The 17319-nt window shown below is 39.4% G+C and carries 14 protein-coding genes; 10 read left to right on the top strand and 4 right to left on the bottom strand.

Translation table 11 applies throughout. The features are described from left to right. Positions 1-62 precede the first annotated feature (62 nt). The 3 genes from ACSLUH_RS09075 (at position 63) to ACSLUH_RS09065 (ending at position 3141) form a co-directional block, all read left to right on the top strand. The gene (locus tag ACSLUH_RS09075) at positions 63-1175 is read left to right on the top strand and encodes a pyridoxal-phosphate-dependent aminotransferase family protein (protein ID WP_448566170.1); all 1113 of its coding nucleotides are present in this window, start codon (positions 63-65) and stop codon (positions 1173-1175) included. A 91-nt stretch (positions 1176-1266) separates the two neighbouring features. Then, entirely contained in the window at positions 1267-1698 is a 432-nt protein-coding gene (gene trxC / locus ACSLUH_RS09070; RefSeq protein ID WP_448566168.1) for a thioredoxin TrxC, read from the top strand. 135 nt (positions 1699-1833) lie between these two features. Continuing rightward, entirely contained in the window at positions 1834-3141 is a 1308-nt protein-coding gene (locus ACSLUH_RS09065) for an inosine/guanosine kinase (protein WP_448566166.1), read from the top strand. Between the two features lie 318 nt (positions 3142-3459). Here ACSLUH_RS09065 and ACSLUH_RS09060 read toward each other — a convergent pair whose 3' ends face one another. Further along, complete coding sequence (locus ACSLUH_RS09060; protein WP_448566164.1) at positions 3460-3690, bottom strand: DUF2789 domain-containing protein; 231 nt, start codon at positions 3688-3690, stop codon at positions 3460-3462. A 186-nt stretch (positions 3691-3876) separates the two neighbouring features. Continuing rightward, positions 3877-5403, bottom strand: a complete 1527-nt coding sequence (locus ACSLUH_RS09055) for a M4 family metallopeptidase (RefSeq protein ID WP_448566163.1) — start codon at positions 5401-5403, stop codon at positions 3877-3879. A gap of 575 nt (positions 5404-5978) precedes the next feature. On the opposite strand from ACSLUH_RS09055, the gene ACSLUH_RS09050 reads away from it, so the two are divergent. The 5 genes from ACSLUH_RS09050 (at position 5979) to ACSLUH_RS09030 (ending at position 10387) form a co-directional block, all read left to right on the top strand. After that, on the top strand, positions 5979-6407 hold the full coding sequence (locus tag ACSLUH_RS09050; RefSeq protein ID WP_448566161.1) for a GYF domain-containing protein: 429 nt from the start codon (positions 5979-5981) through the stop codon (positions 6405-6407). Positions 6408-6463: 56 nt separating this feature from the next. Then, the gene (locus ACSLUH_RS09045; protein WP_448566158.1) at positions 6464-7651 is read left to right on the top strand and encodes a hypothetical protein; all 1188 of its coding nucleotides are present in this window, start codon (positions 6464-6466) and stop codon (positions 7649-7651) included. 45 nt (positions 7652-7696) lie between these two features. Further along, on the top strand, positions 7697-8473 hold the full coding sequence (locus ACSLUH_RS09040; RefSeq protein WP_448566156.1) for a DUF1835 domain-containing protein: 777 nt from the start codon (positions 7697-7699) through the stop codon (positions 8471-8473). A gap of 8 nt (positions 8474-8481) precedes the next feature. Beyond that, positions 8482-9195 (top strand): hypothetical protein, encoded by a 714-nt coding sequence (locus ACSLUH_RS09035; RefSeq protein WP_448566154.1) that lies wholly within the window; start codon positions 8482-8484, stop codon positions 9193-9195. A gap of 451 nt (positions 9196-9646) precedes the next feature. Continuing rightward, positions 9647-10387: a substrate-binding periplasmic protein gene (locus tag ACSLUH_RS09030; protein WP_448566152.1), complete on the top strand. Its 741-nt coding sequence runs from the start codon at positions 9647-9649 to the stop codon at positions 10385-10387. A 719-nt stretch (positions 10388-11106) separates the two neighbouring features. Here ACSLUH_RS09030 and tnpA read toward each other — a convergent pair. Together tnpA and ACSLUH_RS09020 are read right to left on the bottom strand one after the other, a co-directional pair. Beyond that, positions 11107-11553, bottom strand: coding sequence for an IS200/IS605 family transposase (tnpA, locus tag ACSLUH_RS09025; protein WP_448566150.1), 447 nt, complete (start codon positions 11551-11553; stop codon positions 11107-11109). Between the two features lie 177 nt (positions 11554-11730). After that, positions 11731-14109, bottom strand: coding sequence for a M4 family metallopeptidase (locus ACSLUH_RS09020; protein WP_448566148.1), 2379 nt, complete (start codon positions 14107-14109; stop codon positions 11731-11733). 441 nt (positions 14110-14550) lie between these two features. Between ACSLUH_RS09020 and ACSLUH_RS09015 the strand changes: the two genes are divergently transcribed. Further along, positions 14551-15009 (top strand): (2Fe-2S)-binding protein, encoded by a 459-nt coding sequence (locus ACSLUH_RS09015; protein WP_448566393.1) that lies wholly within the window; start codon positions 14551-14553, stop codon positions 15007-15009. A gap of 1 nt (position 15010) precedes the next feature. Beyond that, positions 15011-17221 (top strand): xanthine dehydrogenase family protein molybdopterin-binding subunit, encoded by a 2211-nt coding sequence (locus ACSLUH_RS09010; protein WP_448566146.1) that lies wholly within the window; start codon positions 15011-15013, stop codon positions 17219-17221. The last annotated feature ends 98 nt before the right edge of the window (positions 17222-17319 follow it).

Raw genomic sequence — 17319 nt, 5'->3', positions numbered from 1 at the left:
TAAGGTTATATGGCGCGTACTATAGCTTTCAGTAGAATTTAACTTTAATCGTTGGTAACACTATGCTTTCTCGCTTTCCACCTCAAAGAATTTTAATGGGACCTGGCCCATCCGATGTCAGTGCACAAGTACTTTCTTCACTTGCACGGCCTACAGTTGGTCATCTTGATCCATATTTTATTGACATGATGGATGAAGTTAAAGCACTACTGCAATACGCATTTCAAACAACAAATGAGTTTACCATTGCGCTTTCTGCTCCAGGAAGTGCTGGTATGGAAGCTTGCTTTGTTAATTTAATTGAACCAGATGACAAAGTTATTATTTGTCGTAATGGCGTTTTTGGTCAGCGGATGATAGAAAATGCCAGTCGTATAGGGGCGGAGGTTATTGTTGTTGATGGCGAGTGGGGCAGAGCGGTTGATCTTCAGCAACTTGAAGATACGTTAAAGCAACATCAAGACGCCAAAGCGGTAGCATTTGTTCATGCTGAAACATCTACAGGTGCATTATCTGATGCAAAACTACTATGTGAAATAGCTAAAAGGTTTGGATGCTTAACGATAGTCGATGCGGTAACCTCTCTTGCCGGTGTTGAGTTGGCAGTAGATAAGTGGCAGATTGATGCGATTTATTCGGGTAGCCAAAAATGCTTATCATGTGTACCAGGTCTGTCACCTTTGAGCTTTAGTGATGAAGCCATTTCAATCATCAAGAAAAGACAAACCCCTGTTACTAGTTGGTTTTTAGATCAGTCATTGGTTATGAACTATTGGTCGGGTAATGGTAAGCGAGCCTATCATCATACTGCACCGGTAAACTCGCTCTATGCACTGCATGAAGCTTTAATGATGTTAAAGGCTGAAGGCCTAGAGAATAGCTGGCAGCGTCATATCAATATGCATCACAAGCTCGCCAATGGTATTAAAGCTTTAGGGCTCGAGTTTATTGTTCCTGAGCAAGAAAGACTACCGCAATTGAACACCGTTAAAATTCCCACAGGGATCGATGATGTAAAGGTCAGGCAGTATTTGCTTGAGCATTACAATCTTGAAATTGGCGCTGGACTAGGGCAGTTTGCTGGTAAGGCATGGCGCATAGGATTAATGGGATATAGTGCAAAGAATGAAAATGTTGCATTATGCTTAACCGCATTAGCTGATGCACTCTCTTAGGAGCTAAATTAACCTTAAGGTCGGTTGCTGTCTTTATAATTTGCGCGTTAAAATAATCGATATGAGTGTTTAACTGGAATTAACAATTACTATGCATATTGTTTGTCAGCATTGCTTTGCAACTAATAGAATACCTAACGAGCGTGATCACCTAAAAGCAAATTGTGGTCATTGCAAACAACCTGTTTATCAGTTAACGGCAGTGGCTTTAACCAGTCAAACGTTCTATTCGTACATTGAAAAGAATGATTTACCTATAATCGTCGATTTTTGGGCTAGTTGGTGTGGTCCTTGCCGCACAATGGCACCAACGTTTGCTGAGGTAGCCCTTAGCAGCCCGTCGATACTTTTTGCGAAGGTTGATACCGAGCAAGTTCAAGATATTGCTCAACAAGCCAATATTCGCAGTCTACCAACGTTAGTTTTTTTCCATCAAGGAAAGGAAGTCGCTCGAGTATCAGGCGCGCTTAATGCTCCACAACTAAAGCAATGGATAATGCAAGCGATCGGTCAGTTATCTTAATTCGTAGGTGATTTTTTTGACTAACGTCACTTTATCACTCAGCATAAAGTTTAAACTAAGGTCAACAGACCCTAGGCAATAATGATCGCTATAGGGTATAATTCTCCGCTGTTTATAATTTTTTAATCTCCTAACATGAAGTTTCCTGGTCGTCGTCAGCACAAACATTATTTCCCGGTTACAAACAAGGTTCGCTTAGAAGGGCATTCCGTAACCCCACCTCCTTTGAAACATAATTATATCGTCGGTATTGATCAGGTTTTAGTCGATATTGAAGCTAGAGTAGGACGCTCCTTTTTAAATGAATTTGGCTTAGAGCGAGCGATGTCACAGGTTATCGATGATCAAGTGACAGAAGCATTGTATAGCCGTCTCAAATCAGAAAATCTCGTCAGTTATGAATTTGCTGGCGGTACTATAGGTAATACATTACATAATTACTCGGTTCTGGCTGATGATAGATCGGTTTTACTTGGCGTAATGTCTGAAAATATAAAAATCGGCGATTATGCCTATCGTTATATCAGTAACACATCTTCAAGAGTTGATTTAAATCATTTACAAGCGGTTGATGGGCCAATAGGGCGCTGTTTTACCTTGATTGATGATAGCGGCGAGAGAACCTTTGCGATTAGTGCTGGTTTAATTAACCAGCTCAAACCGGAATCCATCGACGAGGAACTCATTACCCAGGCCTCAGCGTTAGTGATTAGCGCATATTTAATGAGGACAAAGCCTGGAGATACCATGACGCAGGCGACGATTCGAGCAGTAGAAATAGCGAATAGTGCAGGGGTGCCCGTTGTGTTGACTTTGGGTACTAAGCATCTGATTGAAAAAGAGCCTGAGTTTTGGCAAAAATTTATAGCACAACATGTTAATGTTCTCGCGATGAATGAAGAAGAGGCGCAAGCGTTAACCGGCAGTAGTGACCCGTTAGGCGCAGCAAATATTGCATTGGATTGGACTGATTTGGTAATTTGTACGGCAGGTGCTGAAGGCCTTTATATGGCTGGCTTTGTTGATATTGATTTTAAAAGAGAAACTCAGTACGAATTAAAGCACGGTTGTATTAACTCCTTTAATCAGTTTGAGTACTCTCGACCAATGCTTAAAAAAGATTGCAACAAACCGCTAAAAATATATACCCATATAGCGCCTTATCAGGGCGGCCCTGATCACATTAAGAATACTAATGGTGCTGGAGATGGTGCTTTAGCGGCTTTATTGCATGATATGAGCGCCAATGTTTATCATAAAATGAATGTTAAGCATTCAAGCAAACATATACAGCCGGCGTTAACATACTCTTCACTTTCTCAAATCAGTAAATATGCCAACCGAGTTTGCTATGAAATGCTAGTGCAACATGCCCCAAGGATGTCTAAAGGCTTACCTGAAAGAGAGGAGAGCTTGGATCATGCGCACTGGGATGGTCAGTAATACCAATCGAAATAAATATTCAACCAATTCAGAGCTATGTCAGGGAAGTTATAACAAGGCAAATTGATGCCGTTGTAGTCATTCTACAACAAAGAAATTTGTGAAGCTCTCACTTTCCTGACAAGATCCCAAAGGGCGAGTTTTAAAGGCTTAGAAGCAGCGTTATTGATTTTGACAATGGAATAACCATTATCTGCTATCAATGCCTTGCCTCTAAGCCTTTTAATTCTCGCTGAGTGATTAAATATTTAATTCAATTGGTATAACTATTCGTGATGCACGTTTTTAAATTGTGATTGACGATTTGAAAACGTTTGATTAGCGAAGTTGAGCATCTAAGCTGTCAACAATTTCTGCCCAATCAGAATCTTCAGAGATTGCATCTTTTAAAAATTGTGCTTGGGTATCGCTCCAAAACGATGCTTGATGTAGGGCTGTCTCTTGGGGAATTCCTCGATGCTTACTGATAAAGCTTTCGATGCTCTTTTGAGAATCTTCTAAGCCCAGTTGAGCAAAAAGGCCTGACATATTATGAGAAGAACAGTCCATTATCTTTTCCTAAATAAGTTGCTACGAATGTTGTTAATGTTAGCCGAAGATTATCGCTTTTTAAAGGCTAGCGATTTTACCTGTAGTATGAAATTAGATTAAATGAATGGTTGTTTGAAGAAATCTTTCAATAGAAAAAGCTCTGCTTGTATCGAGCAGAGCTTTTATCATCGTTAATTTATGTGGCTAGTTACCGCAAGCTACGCCAACAGAAGCAAAAGCGCTAGTCACATCGTTAACTGAATATCCTAAATCGCTAGCTGCTGACTCAACACCACAAGCACCTTGATTAAAGTTAGTTGATGCATTCCAGTAGAGTTGGTTAGCTCTCAAGAATATTTCAAATGCTTGACGCGTGTCCCAACCTTGTGTGCTTGCTAACAAGTAAAATGCTTTGTTATAAACACCTGAGCTATAATGAACGTCCATGCTACTGGTAAAGTCACTCGCATGACCAATTGAGCGTCCATCTTTTGTTGGGTCATCCATGTAACGTAATGCACCATTCCCTTTAAAGATTTGCTCACCAACCATCCAGTCATTAGCACCATGCATGTAGCTTTCTGCCGCTTCACCTGCCATATCAGAGAACGCTTCGTTGATACCACCTGATTGACCTGAATACTGTAAACCTGAATTTTGCTCTGTAACACCATGACTTACTTCGTGAGCAGAAACATCAAGACTTACTAATGGGTAAAACGTTGAGCCGCCATCACCAAACGTCATTGCAGTACCGTTCCAGAATGCATTCTCATAGTTTCTGCCGTAGTGAACACGCATTTGTAATTGAAATGAAAGCGGTGCTGTATTATACCAATCTTGGAACATGTTAAAGATGACATTTCCGAAGTAATGGGCATCATTTGCTGGTGAATAAGCACCATTAATTGATTTATAGGTGTTCTCTGGGCAAGTAAAGCTAACTGTGCTGCCACCACGAGTGCGGTTGTTCATATCAATGGTTTTTACATTATCGTTTTCCATATAACATGTACCAGATGACTCTCCAACCGTTAAAAAGCCGAAATCTGCACCATAGTAATATTGGCCTGTTTTACCGTTTCCGCCAGGGCCGGTAGCATCAAATGCTGTCATTGAGCCGCCACCGCCGCCAGGCTTGCCTTTACCACCTTTAGCATGCATCAAACCTTCCCATGCAGATACAACATCACCAGTGTGGGCGTCGATAAACGCCATAGGGCGTGAAGGTGAATCTTCACTCGGAGCGAAATAAGTCACTTGGTATACTAAACGAGCGACTTCTTCATCCGCTAAAATCATTAACGTTGCTGATTCATCTTCAATATCATTCTTACTGTGCCCATTTAGGCGCGTTAGTGCATTGATCGCTTTGTTTGCATTAATAGATGCTTTAGTCGACTGAATATCTTGTCCAATATTGCGGATAATTATACCGTCAACCGCTTGCAATTCGCCGCTACCATTTTCAGTGACAACGACGCTATGTCCATAAACAGGAACACCATCAAATTCTTGCTTAAAGCGTTTTTTTATTTGACCGTTTTTAGTCGCAAAACTTTTTCCTGATTTAAAGGTATCTTTATCGGACATTTTTAACGCATGTCCTAATGCTTTACCCTTGATAGTGTGATCTTTGAGGTGTTGTTTTTCTCCAGCTGAGGCGGCAGAAGAAGCGATGGCTAAAGAGATTGCAGCACTAACTGCAAGCTTATTTTTTGATACTTTCATTTACGTCTCCCAACAAATGAAATATTTTTAATATTGATATATTTATTATAATTTTAATTTTTTGTAACTAAATGTTTAGATACATGTTTAAACTACGTCAATATTTAGTGTTTGAGCAAGTTTTTTTTACAAAAATTACATAAATAGTTAAAAGAATATTTTTGGTAAGGGATTATTCTTTTAATATTCAAAGGATTATGATTTTAAAAAACGCGTTGGTTATTAGTTTTGTCCAATAAAAGGAAAGAATCGTATAGCTCCAAGTTTTATTTCTCGCTAAGCGATTTGTATAATTATGTTTACTGTTTGGTTTGAGTGGAATACTCTTTTAATTCATTAATAAATATAGAGTTAGTTTTGATTATACCTCTCTTGTTACGCATTAATTACAAAAAATTAACTTATTCTGTTTGGATTTCTTCAAAAAACAGGTGATTCTTTGTAAAATTATTGTTAGATTTCTACTTAAGGAAAATGCCCCTTGCAGATAAACGGTAAGTAATTACATCAACTCGCGAGGCAATTATTAGATATAGGCATTAGGTCATTCACACTAAAATTGAAGATGAATTACTATGAAGAAATGGTTTTTTTCTCACGATGGCGAAATATCAGGACCATACGGTATTAAAGCGGCTAATGAAATGGTTGCTAAGCATCCCAATGCGTTTGCTTGGCATCCTACGTATGCACAATGGACACCCGTAAGTTGCATTGATGAGTTTGATATTTTTGTCTCTGTGCCTAAGCCCCCAAGTGACGTACCGAAAGAGCTTTACGAAGACTATGTCGAAAAAGAACGTGACATGATATCGACACTTGATCGCATTAGTAAAACGTTAAAGTCGACAAGTGACTCATTATCAGATTTAGACCATGATATCGATACGTGCACTGATGTTGCTCACAACTTAAATGTTCAAGTTAAAAATACAATTGAACAAATTGAACAACAATATGCAGCTCTTAAGAAAAATTTAGCTGGTGTAACTAAAACTTCCTAACGTTGATGCTTACCCAACAGTAAGTATGCGTATTAACGATAATAAGGATTACCTACATGAAAAAATGGTATTTTTCTAAAGGTGGTGAAGTAAGCGGTCCGTTGGATCTGCTAAGCGCTAAAAAATTCATTGAAAATAAAAGCGATTATTATGGCTGGCACCCATCTTTTAGAACTTGGAAACCTGTAACAATGATCGGAGAGTTTTCTGAAGTTGTGAAAGCAGCTCCTTTACCAAGTCAGGTACCCAAAGAGCTGATTAATGAATTTAATCAGAAGAAGCGTGGATTGAATGAAAAGTTGAGCCAGATTTTGGAAGGCTTAAAAGAAACTCACACCATTAAAACGAAGCTCAAGAAAAAAATTAATATTTATAAAGAACTTACTGAAAATTTAAGTGATGATTTCAAATCAGCAATAGAAAGTGTAGAAAACCAATATATTAGCTTTACGAAGCGAATTGCCAAATTGGAAGAAGCCGCTGAGATAGCTCGAGGTGAAATTACAGAAGTTGTGAAAGCTTTTGAAGAAAGGGTCGCAAATAAAGAGGCAAACTCGCCTCAAGCAAGCTTTAATCAAAATGAGCAACTACATGAAGACCAAGATGCTCCAAATGTTAAGGTAAGAAAGTATTCAACAAGTACTGAAAGCGATAACGCGGTGGCTAACGATAAAGCGCAAGAAGAGGTCTCTAGTACAAAGACTGAAAAATCTGATGGCGTAAAATCTCCCAGACGTATTGTCGTAGATACTAAAGCGCCTCAGATCATTAAAGCGGATACTTCGACAGAGCAATCACCGAAAACAAAAGAGAGTAAGCCGACACCTCGGGTCACTAAAATATCGACTTCGGCAGATGATGCCCCGCTATCTAAAGATAAACCAAAAATAAATGAGGATAATAAAGGTTTATTACAAACGCCGCCTCCGGTTAGTGTAGCTAAAATAACTTCATTATCGGAAGAGGAACCTGAGCAAAAAGACAGTTTTACTGGTGTCAAAGGATTATTTAAATCGGTTTTTAAAACCTCTTCACCTGCACCCAAGTTTTCAACGCAATTGAAACAGTCGGTGATGAAAGATGTTCAACCAGAGGTTGTTTCTCAGAACAGTAATGATGATGGAAATGTTGTCGAGCTTAAATCAGCACAGGCTGAGGAAGAGAAAGAAGTCGTCGATGATTTCATTGATGAAGATGAAGCAGAGAAAAATAGGCGTTTGAGAAGACGCAGAAGACGCAGATAACATGTTTGTGTTAACTCTCCTTTAAAAAAGTTGTTGTAGGCAACTATGACAACTTTTCACATTTTAAATGGTGATAGTCTTTATCACCGTTGGCCGTCTTCTCTAGGGAAAAACACTATCATCATGCGTGAATGCTTAATCGATGGTGATCTAAGTGGTGACATAAACGATGACCATTTAGTCGAGTTTTATAAAACTCGAGCCAATTTTTTGAGCAGATACCCGCAAGTAACCGAACAAGAATATCTAGAGCGAAGTGTCGAACAAATTAACCGAATAAGAGCCATTCCTGTTGATGCCAATATTTGTTGCTGGTTTGAACATGACCTTTTTTGTCAAACTAACTTTTGGTTTGTCGTTAGATTACTTGCTAAGTACCACCATTTATCCAACGTTTACTTTATTGGGCCTAGCCTTGGGAATGAATATAGCTTCGCCCATATGAGCAATATCGAGCTTGTTGAGCGTTATCAAAGCAAGCAATTTATTACGGCCCAAGAACGTGCTGATATCGGCAAACTTTGGGATGCATATCAAAATAAACAATTAAAAAACATGTTGTTATGCGCTAATCGATTAACTCAAAAGTTTTCGTTTATCCTTGCTGCTGTAAATGCTCACCTAGCCAGACAGCCAGATGAAACCGGACTTGGCTATCCAGAAAGGCAATTACTTAATATTATGAAAGAGCTTAATAGTGTTTACTTCCCAGAAGTTTTTAAAGAGTTTACTCGTCGAACGGCAATCTATAGCTTTGGTGATCTACAAGTCAAAGCCATGTTTGATAGGCTGCTTGCGAGTCATATCGACAGTAAAGGTTAGTAGGATGAATGGAAATTTCAATGCGAGTTGCTAGCAGATTATATATTGTTTTTTTAATGCTCTTATCCGCATGTAGCCAAACCAAAATTCATTTGGTTACTTACGGCTACAGTGAGCAGGAGCGTCAACGAATTGTTAAGCAGTTTGAGCTGCAAGAGTTGGATATTGTGCTTTCTGATGCTCGAGTACCTCAAGAGTTTCCTTTAGTATCGTTAGCGATGAACCCGAGTTTTTATGACTATTCGATAATCGCAGAAATTGATAAGGTTCTCGAGTCATTAAATATGTCTAGGGAGCAAGAATATCGTTTTGCGCAAGGCCAACACTTTTATAGTAAGCATAATCTCGGTCTGTATATAAGAAATCCTGATGTAAAGGCTTACCCGATGCCTCCATTTTTACGCACTCAATATTGCCAAACAATAGATGCGACTGTGGCATTTCAACCAAATGGTGAATTTGTTTTAGAGTATGAAATCAAAGGTAGCGATAAAGGTGATAATTTGGCTGATTTACTTTACCAAAAAGGTCATTACCTATTTGACGGCGCAACGCTCACGCTTTTTAGTAAGAATTTTCCAAAAATATATTATCGGTTAGAAAAAGAACAAAGAGAAACGTACGATGGTAAAAAGCCAGCTGACGTCTTTTACCCTAAGGGAGACCTCGCCGCATGGCCTTTAGCACGTTGTGAAATGTTAATAATCTACATGTACGATTAGGGCGTTTAGAGCTTTAGAAGTTATTTCTGTAGCGATTGATTGTTTTTACGGATAGGGTTGGACTAATATGGTTATCCCAAAAGATTTAACGATAACGCAGCTGAGTAGCAATAGAAATGCTGTCCAATGTATTCTTTTAACTGCGCTTTACACTTTATTACTTGCCCTGAGCGTGGAATAGCTATGCGTATCACAAGGGCGATTAAAGTGCGGTTGATTCGACGCAAGTTTAACGGTAAAAAGATCAAAGTGCTTCGGGTTAATTTGTACAATTAGACAAAATTTATTCAATGTACAGTTGTTGCGGTTGTTGTTGGTATTGTCAGAAGTTTCGTGTATTTAATTAATTTTTTAGATTATCGGTTTTAACGATTAGGTAAATTATTTTTTGTAGAATAATGCCTTTTTTGTTACGCTTTTAAACGGCGTCGTTATTTCTTCTGGGTTATATATGCTTGCACGGTTTTGTTGTACGTTATTATTGGTTTCTTTTGGTTTAGCTGCCAATGTGAAGTGCCAAGTCGAACCTAATCTATTAGATAAACCAATCGATATATACACGGAAATTTGGCCGCCATTTCAAACATTATCGCAAACTGGGGTTATTGAAGGCGTTTCATCAGAGCAGGTTAAGCGCGTATTAAACCAGGCGAATTGGCCGTATCGTATTCAGGCTTTGCCTTGGGCAAGAGCACTACATAGCGTAAATCAAAAGCCAGGCTCTTTGATTTATTCTATTTCAAGAACCAAGCAGCGTGAACTCAGCTATTATTGGATCCATTTATTAGCGAGTGTAAAAACCAAACTCGTGTCGCTCGCATCACGTCAAGATATTCACATTGAACAACTATCAGATATTAATGGCTATACTATAGCGTTAAAGCGTGAAGATGCCGCAACAACTTTATTCTTAGAGTTAGGTTTTACACCTCAAACTAATATCGTTTTTGTTAATTCAGTTGAACAAGCGTTACTATTAATTAAGTCTGGTCGCGTAGATTTTTATCCTGCCGTTGACATTGCACTAGATCGAGCCGTCATTAATGCTGGATTAGATCGAGATTTATTTAAATTTGTTTATGAATTAGAGGACTTGTCGGTTGATCTTTATTTGGCTGCCAGCAAAAAGAGCAATGAAGTATGGGCTCGTGAATTGAGCGAGCTTTTTTCTTGTTTTCAAGAAGCGACCTAGTTGAGCGTTTAATTGTTCAAATGGTGTATTATGAACCAATATTACCTCCACTTTTGATTACTTAGCCTTCCTAAATAAAACGTGGTTAATACTTAACTCTGTTATTAGTCAAAGACTTAATTTTAAGTCCTTCTTTAGTAAACATTTTTTATTGGTGTTTGTATTAATAAATAGCACTGTTTTAAAAAAGAGGTTTTACGTTGGCCCTTACCGTAAAGGAATTAGCTATCGCGAACTGTTTTAACGGCTTTTTCTCTTCGAATTCTATTCGTTCTAATCGTAAAAACTCTAACTATAACAATCATCTAAGCTTTATTTTTTCCCTTATACGGATATTTACTAAAAACCTTTAACTATCTTATCCGCTACTTAGACATTCACTAATATTGATGCCTAAATCTAAGGTATGCTTTCATTGCTCGGTGGATATGCTCAATTTGAAACTTATGTATAAGTAAAACAAGATCTAGTTTTTATTTATTCATCGAAAGACAGCATAAATGTATTCTCTATTATCGCTATGTTTTGAAGTTATCGTTATACCAATACAATGACTTCGTTAAAAACCAGGGAGGGATTTAACATGGACTGATTATTCGGGCAAAGCCCTTTAGATGACAACCACCTACTGAAGTAACTGATTATTATCTAAAGGGCTGAAAGTAAAAATCCACCTGCATAGCAGGTGGCTTTGACACGGCTCCCTAGAAGGGAGCTTTTTATTTATCGACGTCTAGCTGTAACTGTCGCTCTTCCTCTTCTTTAGCAACCTTATCTTGATATCGAACATACCTTTTTATTATCGCTTCGTTTGCTCCTACCGAATCAACAAAGTATCCTCGCTGCCAAAAATGGTTACCCCAAAGCTTCTTCTTTCTCAAATAAGGAAATTTATTAAAAAGCCTTATGGCTATTCGACCTCTAATAAAACCTACTAATTCTGACACACTTAAACTTGGTGGTGTTCTTACAAGTAAGTGAACGTGACCTATCTGAACATTTAGCTCTACCACATGACATTTCTTCATATTGCAGTAGACATAAATGCTACGATATACCTCCTTACCTACTTTACCCGTTAATATCTTATATCTGTACTTCGGTGTCCAAACGATGTGATACTGGTATCGATAGAACACGTGTGAAGCCTGTTCATATCGGCTCATGTTATTTACTCCTTTATTTGCTGGTTACAAACGAAGTCAGTATTTAACATGAGCTCTTTACGGGCAAAGCCCCGACTGAACGATCACCACCTCCATAGGAGGTGGTTTTGAGTTAACAATAAAAAAGCCTCACTTCAAAAAGTGAGGCTTTAAAAGTGGCTCTAGTAAATGCTCAGTTTAGCAATTACCTACAAGTGTCCAGTAGCCATAGCCGCTATCAGGAGCCCAGTAATAAACCGTGTAGTTAGCTTGATATAGTTTACCTTGGTATTGAACCTGTTGACCTGGGTAGTATGTTGTCCATAATTCCCACTGACTAACACCTTGACAATTACCAGGGTTCGTAGTTCCTGACGATACAGAAACGGTTTGAGTAGTACTAGCTTCAGCATCGTCATTATCTGTTACGGTTAACTTAACTTCGTAATCACCGCCTTCAGCGAAGGTATATTGATAGTTAACGCCTGTAGCTGGCATACCACCGATACTCCACTCATAAGATGTAATGCTACCATCTGAGTCTGTGCTACCCGATGCATCGAATGTACAACTTAAACCATCACAGTCTACGTTAAATCTTGCAACTGGCGCTTCGTTTTCACCAGGAGTTGTAGAGTCTCCGTCATAACGACCCGTTAGTGTTACGTTTGCATAGTTGCTATAACCGTTCAACATTACGTGATAAGTACCAGCTTGCGCATTGGTAATATTACAAACTTCTTCGTTGCCATCTTTATATGGGCGACAATCGTAGCTTGAAGTAGTTGGTTTGCTGCCAGCTTTTACATATAAATCTGCATCACCCGAACCTCCTGTGATAGAAAAGCTCAAGTTCGTCGCATTTGCTGGTACATCCATTGTGAAGTATTGGCTTTCACCTTGACTACCTGAAACGCTTACACCCTTGCCGTTCTCTAATCCGTCTCCTGGCTCAACTGGTCCAGTGCCATCGTCACCACATTCGCCAACACCAACAGCACACCAAGCATTTTTCAATGTGTTTGCTTCTGCATCACCGTACGTTTGCTGAGCGTAGTCAATGGTAGCTTGACGAGCGTCTGCAAATGTTGCATTAGCTTGTAAACCATCTTTGTAAGAGTAGAAGAAAATCTGTTCTGCTTTATCCAAGCCAATACCTTCAACTTGTTGAGATGTTTTACCACGCGGGTGAGAGCCACCTTGTACGGTTAATACATAAGCAAGGTTAGAAATACCAGAGTTTAAGTGTACACCGCCACAGTCATTTTGTTGATTACACTGTTCCCATGATTGAATGTAGGCAAATTTTTCTGGGAAGTAATCTTTAGATACACCATCAGCGGTCGGGTTATCCATATGTCTAAATGGTTGACCGTCTTTACGGATTTCTTCACCTAGTTTCCAATTCGGTACGGACAAGCCACGTTTACGTGCATCGGCGTTCATTCCCATGATGTCAGAGAACGACTCATTTAAGGCACCTGAACCATTACGATATGTTAAGTTAGAGAACGATGTTGTAACGCCATGGCCTAATTCATGTGCAATTACATCATAATCATTTGTGAAAGCATTAAAGCGTGTACCATCACCATCACCATATATCATTTGCTTACCAGTCCAAAAAGCGTTGTTCACACCATTACCTAAGTGAACACTTGAAATAATTTTTGAACCTCGGTTATCAAAGCTGTCCATACCAAATTGGTTTTTAAGGTAGTCGTAAACATCTGACGCACCGTCATGAGCTTGCTGGCCTTGAGCATCATTACATGCTTGATTGTCAGTACATAAAAGTCTGCCTGGCAATTTGTGTTCGTCAGCTTGACTTTCAACCGTTTGGTTATCAAGAGAGTGTGTCGAACGAGATTTCGCAGAATGAACTTGTGGCCAGCGACTTAACACATCGGCAGAGCCAGCATCAAAGAAAATAATGTCGCGTCCCCAAGCCATTGTCTCGTTGGAATAAGACACTTCAATTTTCCAGGCTTGAACAGCTTGACCAGTTTCTGAAGAGTAGTAGTAAGCTAGCTCTGGCTCGCCCACAACAGAGCCTAAATTTTGGGCAGCGCGAAGCACGTTGTTTTTAGCTCTAGCACTAGTCATAACTCCTAGTTTAGCTGAATTTGTGCTTACCTTTGCTACGTGACCTGTAACAGAGAATATTTTTCCTTCAACATTGTTGGTGAAAGAATTTCCAAGCTGTAGTTGAGGGTTTTGAACGTCTAATTTCTCGCGAATAACCATTTCTGTGCCATATACAGGCAACCCATCAATGGTTTGAGTCAGACGAGACGTTCTGATGCCGTTGTTGTCTACATACTGTGATCTAACTTTAAATTCTTCTCTTCCAGTTGCTTTATATGATGGTTCTGCTGAAAGTATATTTTTTAAGGTGGAAATTGCTTGATCTGCTTTCATAGAGCCAAAGTCGCCACTTAAGTAAGAAGGGGCACCTACTGATGTAGTAGCTTGAATGGCATAATTATAGTCTTGGTTTGCTGCGATAGCGGTTGCTGAGGTTGCTGCTAAAACAGCGCCTACTAACATAGCGATTTTATTGGGTTGTAGTTTCATTTTCTCTTCCTGTCGTTCTTCTAGTCGATATTTTTTTATTATGAGTACTGTTTTAAAACTCTTACTGCGTCTTTAGTTATCAATTGTTAATGAATTATTAAAGATTTTGTAATAATTATTTAACAGTTAACCTAAAAGTAAGCCGATATCTGCTGTTGTGGAAAGTGGTAATGGCATGAAGTGTTAATATTTGGTAACGAACCGAATGATATTTGTAGTAAGCGATGATTCTCAGAATTTATCTCAGTGAACATTAGATAACTAAAACTTTATCTATTGATAAATTAAAGTTATCGAAGAGGTTGAATGCGTTAAAACTATATAAAAAGACGCTTTTTTAAGCAATATATTTAATTACATTTATACTTTTGCACTATCAAGCTATTCACGTTAAGTTGAATATTTACCCACATTGTAAAATTGGAATACGTCATGAAGAAAATGATAACGATAAATAATAAAGAGTTTACAATCGATGTTCCTGAAGATATGCCTTTATTGTGGTTTCTAAGAGATAGACTTGAGTACACCGGGACGAAGTTTGGTTGTGGTGCCGGCTTATGTGGTGCCTGTACAGTTCATGTCGATGGTCAGGCAACACGCTCTTGTGTTTTACCCGTAAGTGCCGCAGTGGGTAAAAAGGTTACTACAATAGAAGGGCTTTCCGAATCGGGTGAGCATCCGTTGCAAAAAGCATGGCTAGCGAATAACGTTCCTCAATGTGGTTATTGTCAGGCGGGGCAGATTATGAATGCCGCCAGCTTATTGGCTCAAAACAAGAACCCTTCAGATGAAGATATTGACTCTGCCATGCAAGGTAATATATGTCGTTGCGGAACCTATCAGCGGATTAAAAAGGCGATTAAATCGGCCGCTTATGAACTTGCCAAGGAGGCTTAATATGAATTCATACCTTACAAATAAGCTACAAGGGATCGATGAAGAGGTCGAGAATCACGGTCGTCGTCAATTTTTGAAAGTAGCCTCGGTTGCTGGTGGAGGGCTGATGATTGGCGTTAACTTTAGTGTTAATGCTAAACCTAATGCTGATCTCAACGCTGGTGACTTTAATCCTAATGCTTTTATTCATTTATATGAAAATGGTGACGTTACCATTTATTGTGGTCGCTGTGAAATGGGGCAAGGTATTAGTACGGCGCTACCTGCGGCAGTTGCCGATGAAATGGAGGCAGATTGGCAGCGCGTTAAGGTTTTACAAGGCGAAGGTAATGAAGAAAAGTATGGGCCGCAGGATACAGGCGGCTCAAAAAGCATTCGTGTCATGTTTGACCCGATGCGCGAAGCGGGGGCAGCGGCTAAAGCAATGTTAATTGCTGCAGCAGCAAGGGTTTGGCAAATAGAAGTCAATCAATGCGTCGCTCAGAATCATTATGTTGTTAATACCTTAAACCAGCAAAAAATCTCATACGGTGAATTGGCAACATTAGCTGCGAAAATGGAGGTGCCTAAAAACGTCACCTTAAAGCAAAAACATGAGTATCGATATATTGGTAAGAAAGTTGACCGACATGATCAACGTATGGTTGTTGTGGGAGAACGCCAATATGGTGTTGATACTAAATTACCTGGCTTAAAGTACGCAGCAGTCGTTCATTGCCCAGTGTTAGGTGGCCAGCTTAAATCTCTTGATAAAAGTGAAGCATTGAAGCTTACTGGTGTTAGCGATGTCGTCGTCATCGATCGATTAAAAGCCCCATTTGGTTCAGTTGGTGCCGTTGCGGTTGTCGCCGATAATACATGGACAGCGCAACAAGGGGTTAAAAAGCTTAAAGTAGAGTGGGATTTAGGCGTAAACAAAAACTACAACACCAAAGCGTATCGCGCTGAGTTAGTCAAAAATGTTGAAAAGCCAGCTGAATTAGCCGCCGAGCGAGGTAATTTGGATGAAGCGTTTAGTCAGGCAAGCGTTAAGGTTAAGGCAACCTATACCGGAGGTCATTTATGCCATGCACCAATGGAGCCCAATGCCAGCGTCGTGTGGGTACAAGATGATAAATGTGAAGTGTGGGCTTCAACTCAAAGTCCTGCCGATATCCAAAAGGTGCTAGCCGGCTTTTTAAAAAGAGAGCCTAAAGATATCAAGGTAAATGTGATGATGGCAGGAGGGGCCTTTGGACGTAAATTTAAGTGTGATTACGTTCATGAAGCTGCGGCGATCTCACAACAAATAAAAGCTCCTGTTCAACTGATCTGGTCAAGAGAAGAAGATATGCGTACCGGTTATTATCACTCTATCAGTGCGCAGCATATCGAGGCATCATTAGATGAAAATAATAATGTCACTGGCTGGCTTCATCGGGCGGCTTTTCCATCAATATCTTCGTTATTTAATCCCGCTTTAGATAGAGCTCCAGCACAAAGTTTGGCTGATATAGAAAACCATCCATTTGCGATTGCAAATTTCAGGTGTGAAACTGGTTATGCGCCTGCTCATACTAGGATTGGGTGGTATCGAGCAGTATATGCAATTTTTTATGGTTTTGCGTTTTGCTCGTTTGCCGATGAGTTAGCACATAAAGTAGGAGTTGATACGGTTACTATGCTCAACAACCTGTATGATGCTAATACAGATCCTAAATATGCAGAACAAATTAACCGTTCTAAAGGGGTGTTAGCATTAGCGGCAGAAAAAGCGGGTTTTGGTAAAAAGCTGCCCGCTAATGAAGGTATTGGAATAGCCGTTCATTATAGTTTTAGAAGTTATGTTGCAATGGCGGTTCATGTCAAAGTTGATGGTGATAATATCAAGGTATTAAATGTTGATTGTGCTATTGATTGTGGGCAAGTATTAAATGTTGATGGTGCAACAGCGCAAATGGAAGGAGCCGTTGTCATGGGAATGTCACTGGCACTTTATACGGAAATTAGTTTTGAGAATGGCGCTGTTGTTAATAGTAACTTTCATGATTATCCAGTAATGAGGATATCGGATATGCCAAATGTTAATGTGCATATAGTTGACTCAGATGAAAGTCCGACAGGGCTTGGAGAACCTGGTGTTTCACCTTTTGCGCCTGCGCTTTGTAATGCGATATTTGCTGCGTCTGGCAAACGTTATCGTGATCTACCTATTAAACCAATTTCAGCTTAGTCTGATTATTTCTAGCTCGAGCCACGTTATCTAGCGTGGCTTTTTCAATATTGAGTGCTGATAAATCTAAACGTTAACCTGCAATAATGCGTATTTAT

It is taken from the genome of Thalassotalea ganghwensis (assembly GCF_053485795.1).
The sequence above is the reverse complement of the archived record's forward strand: the minus strand, read 5'-3'. Positions and strand labels throughout refer to the sequence as shown.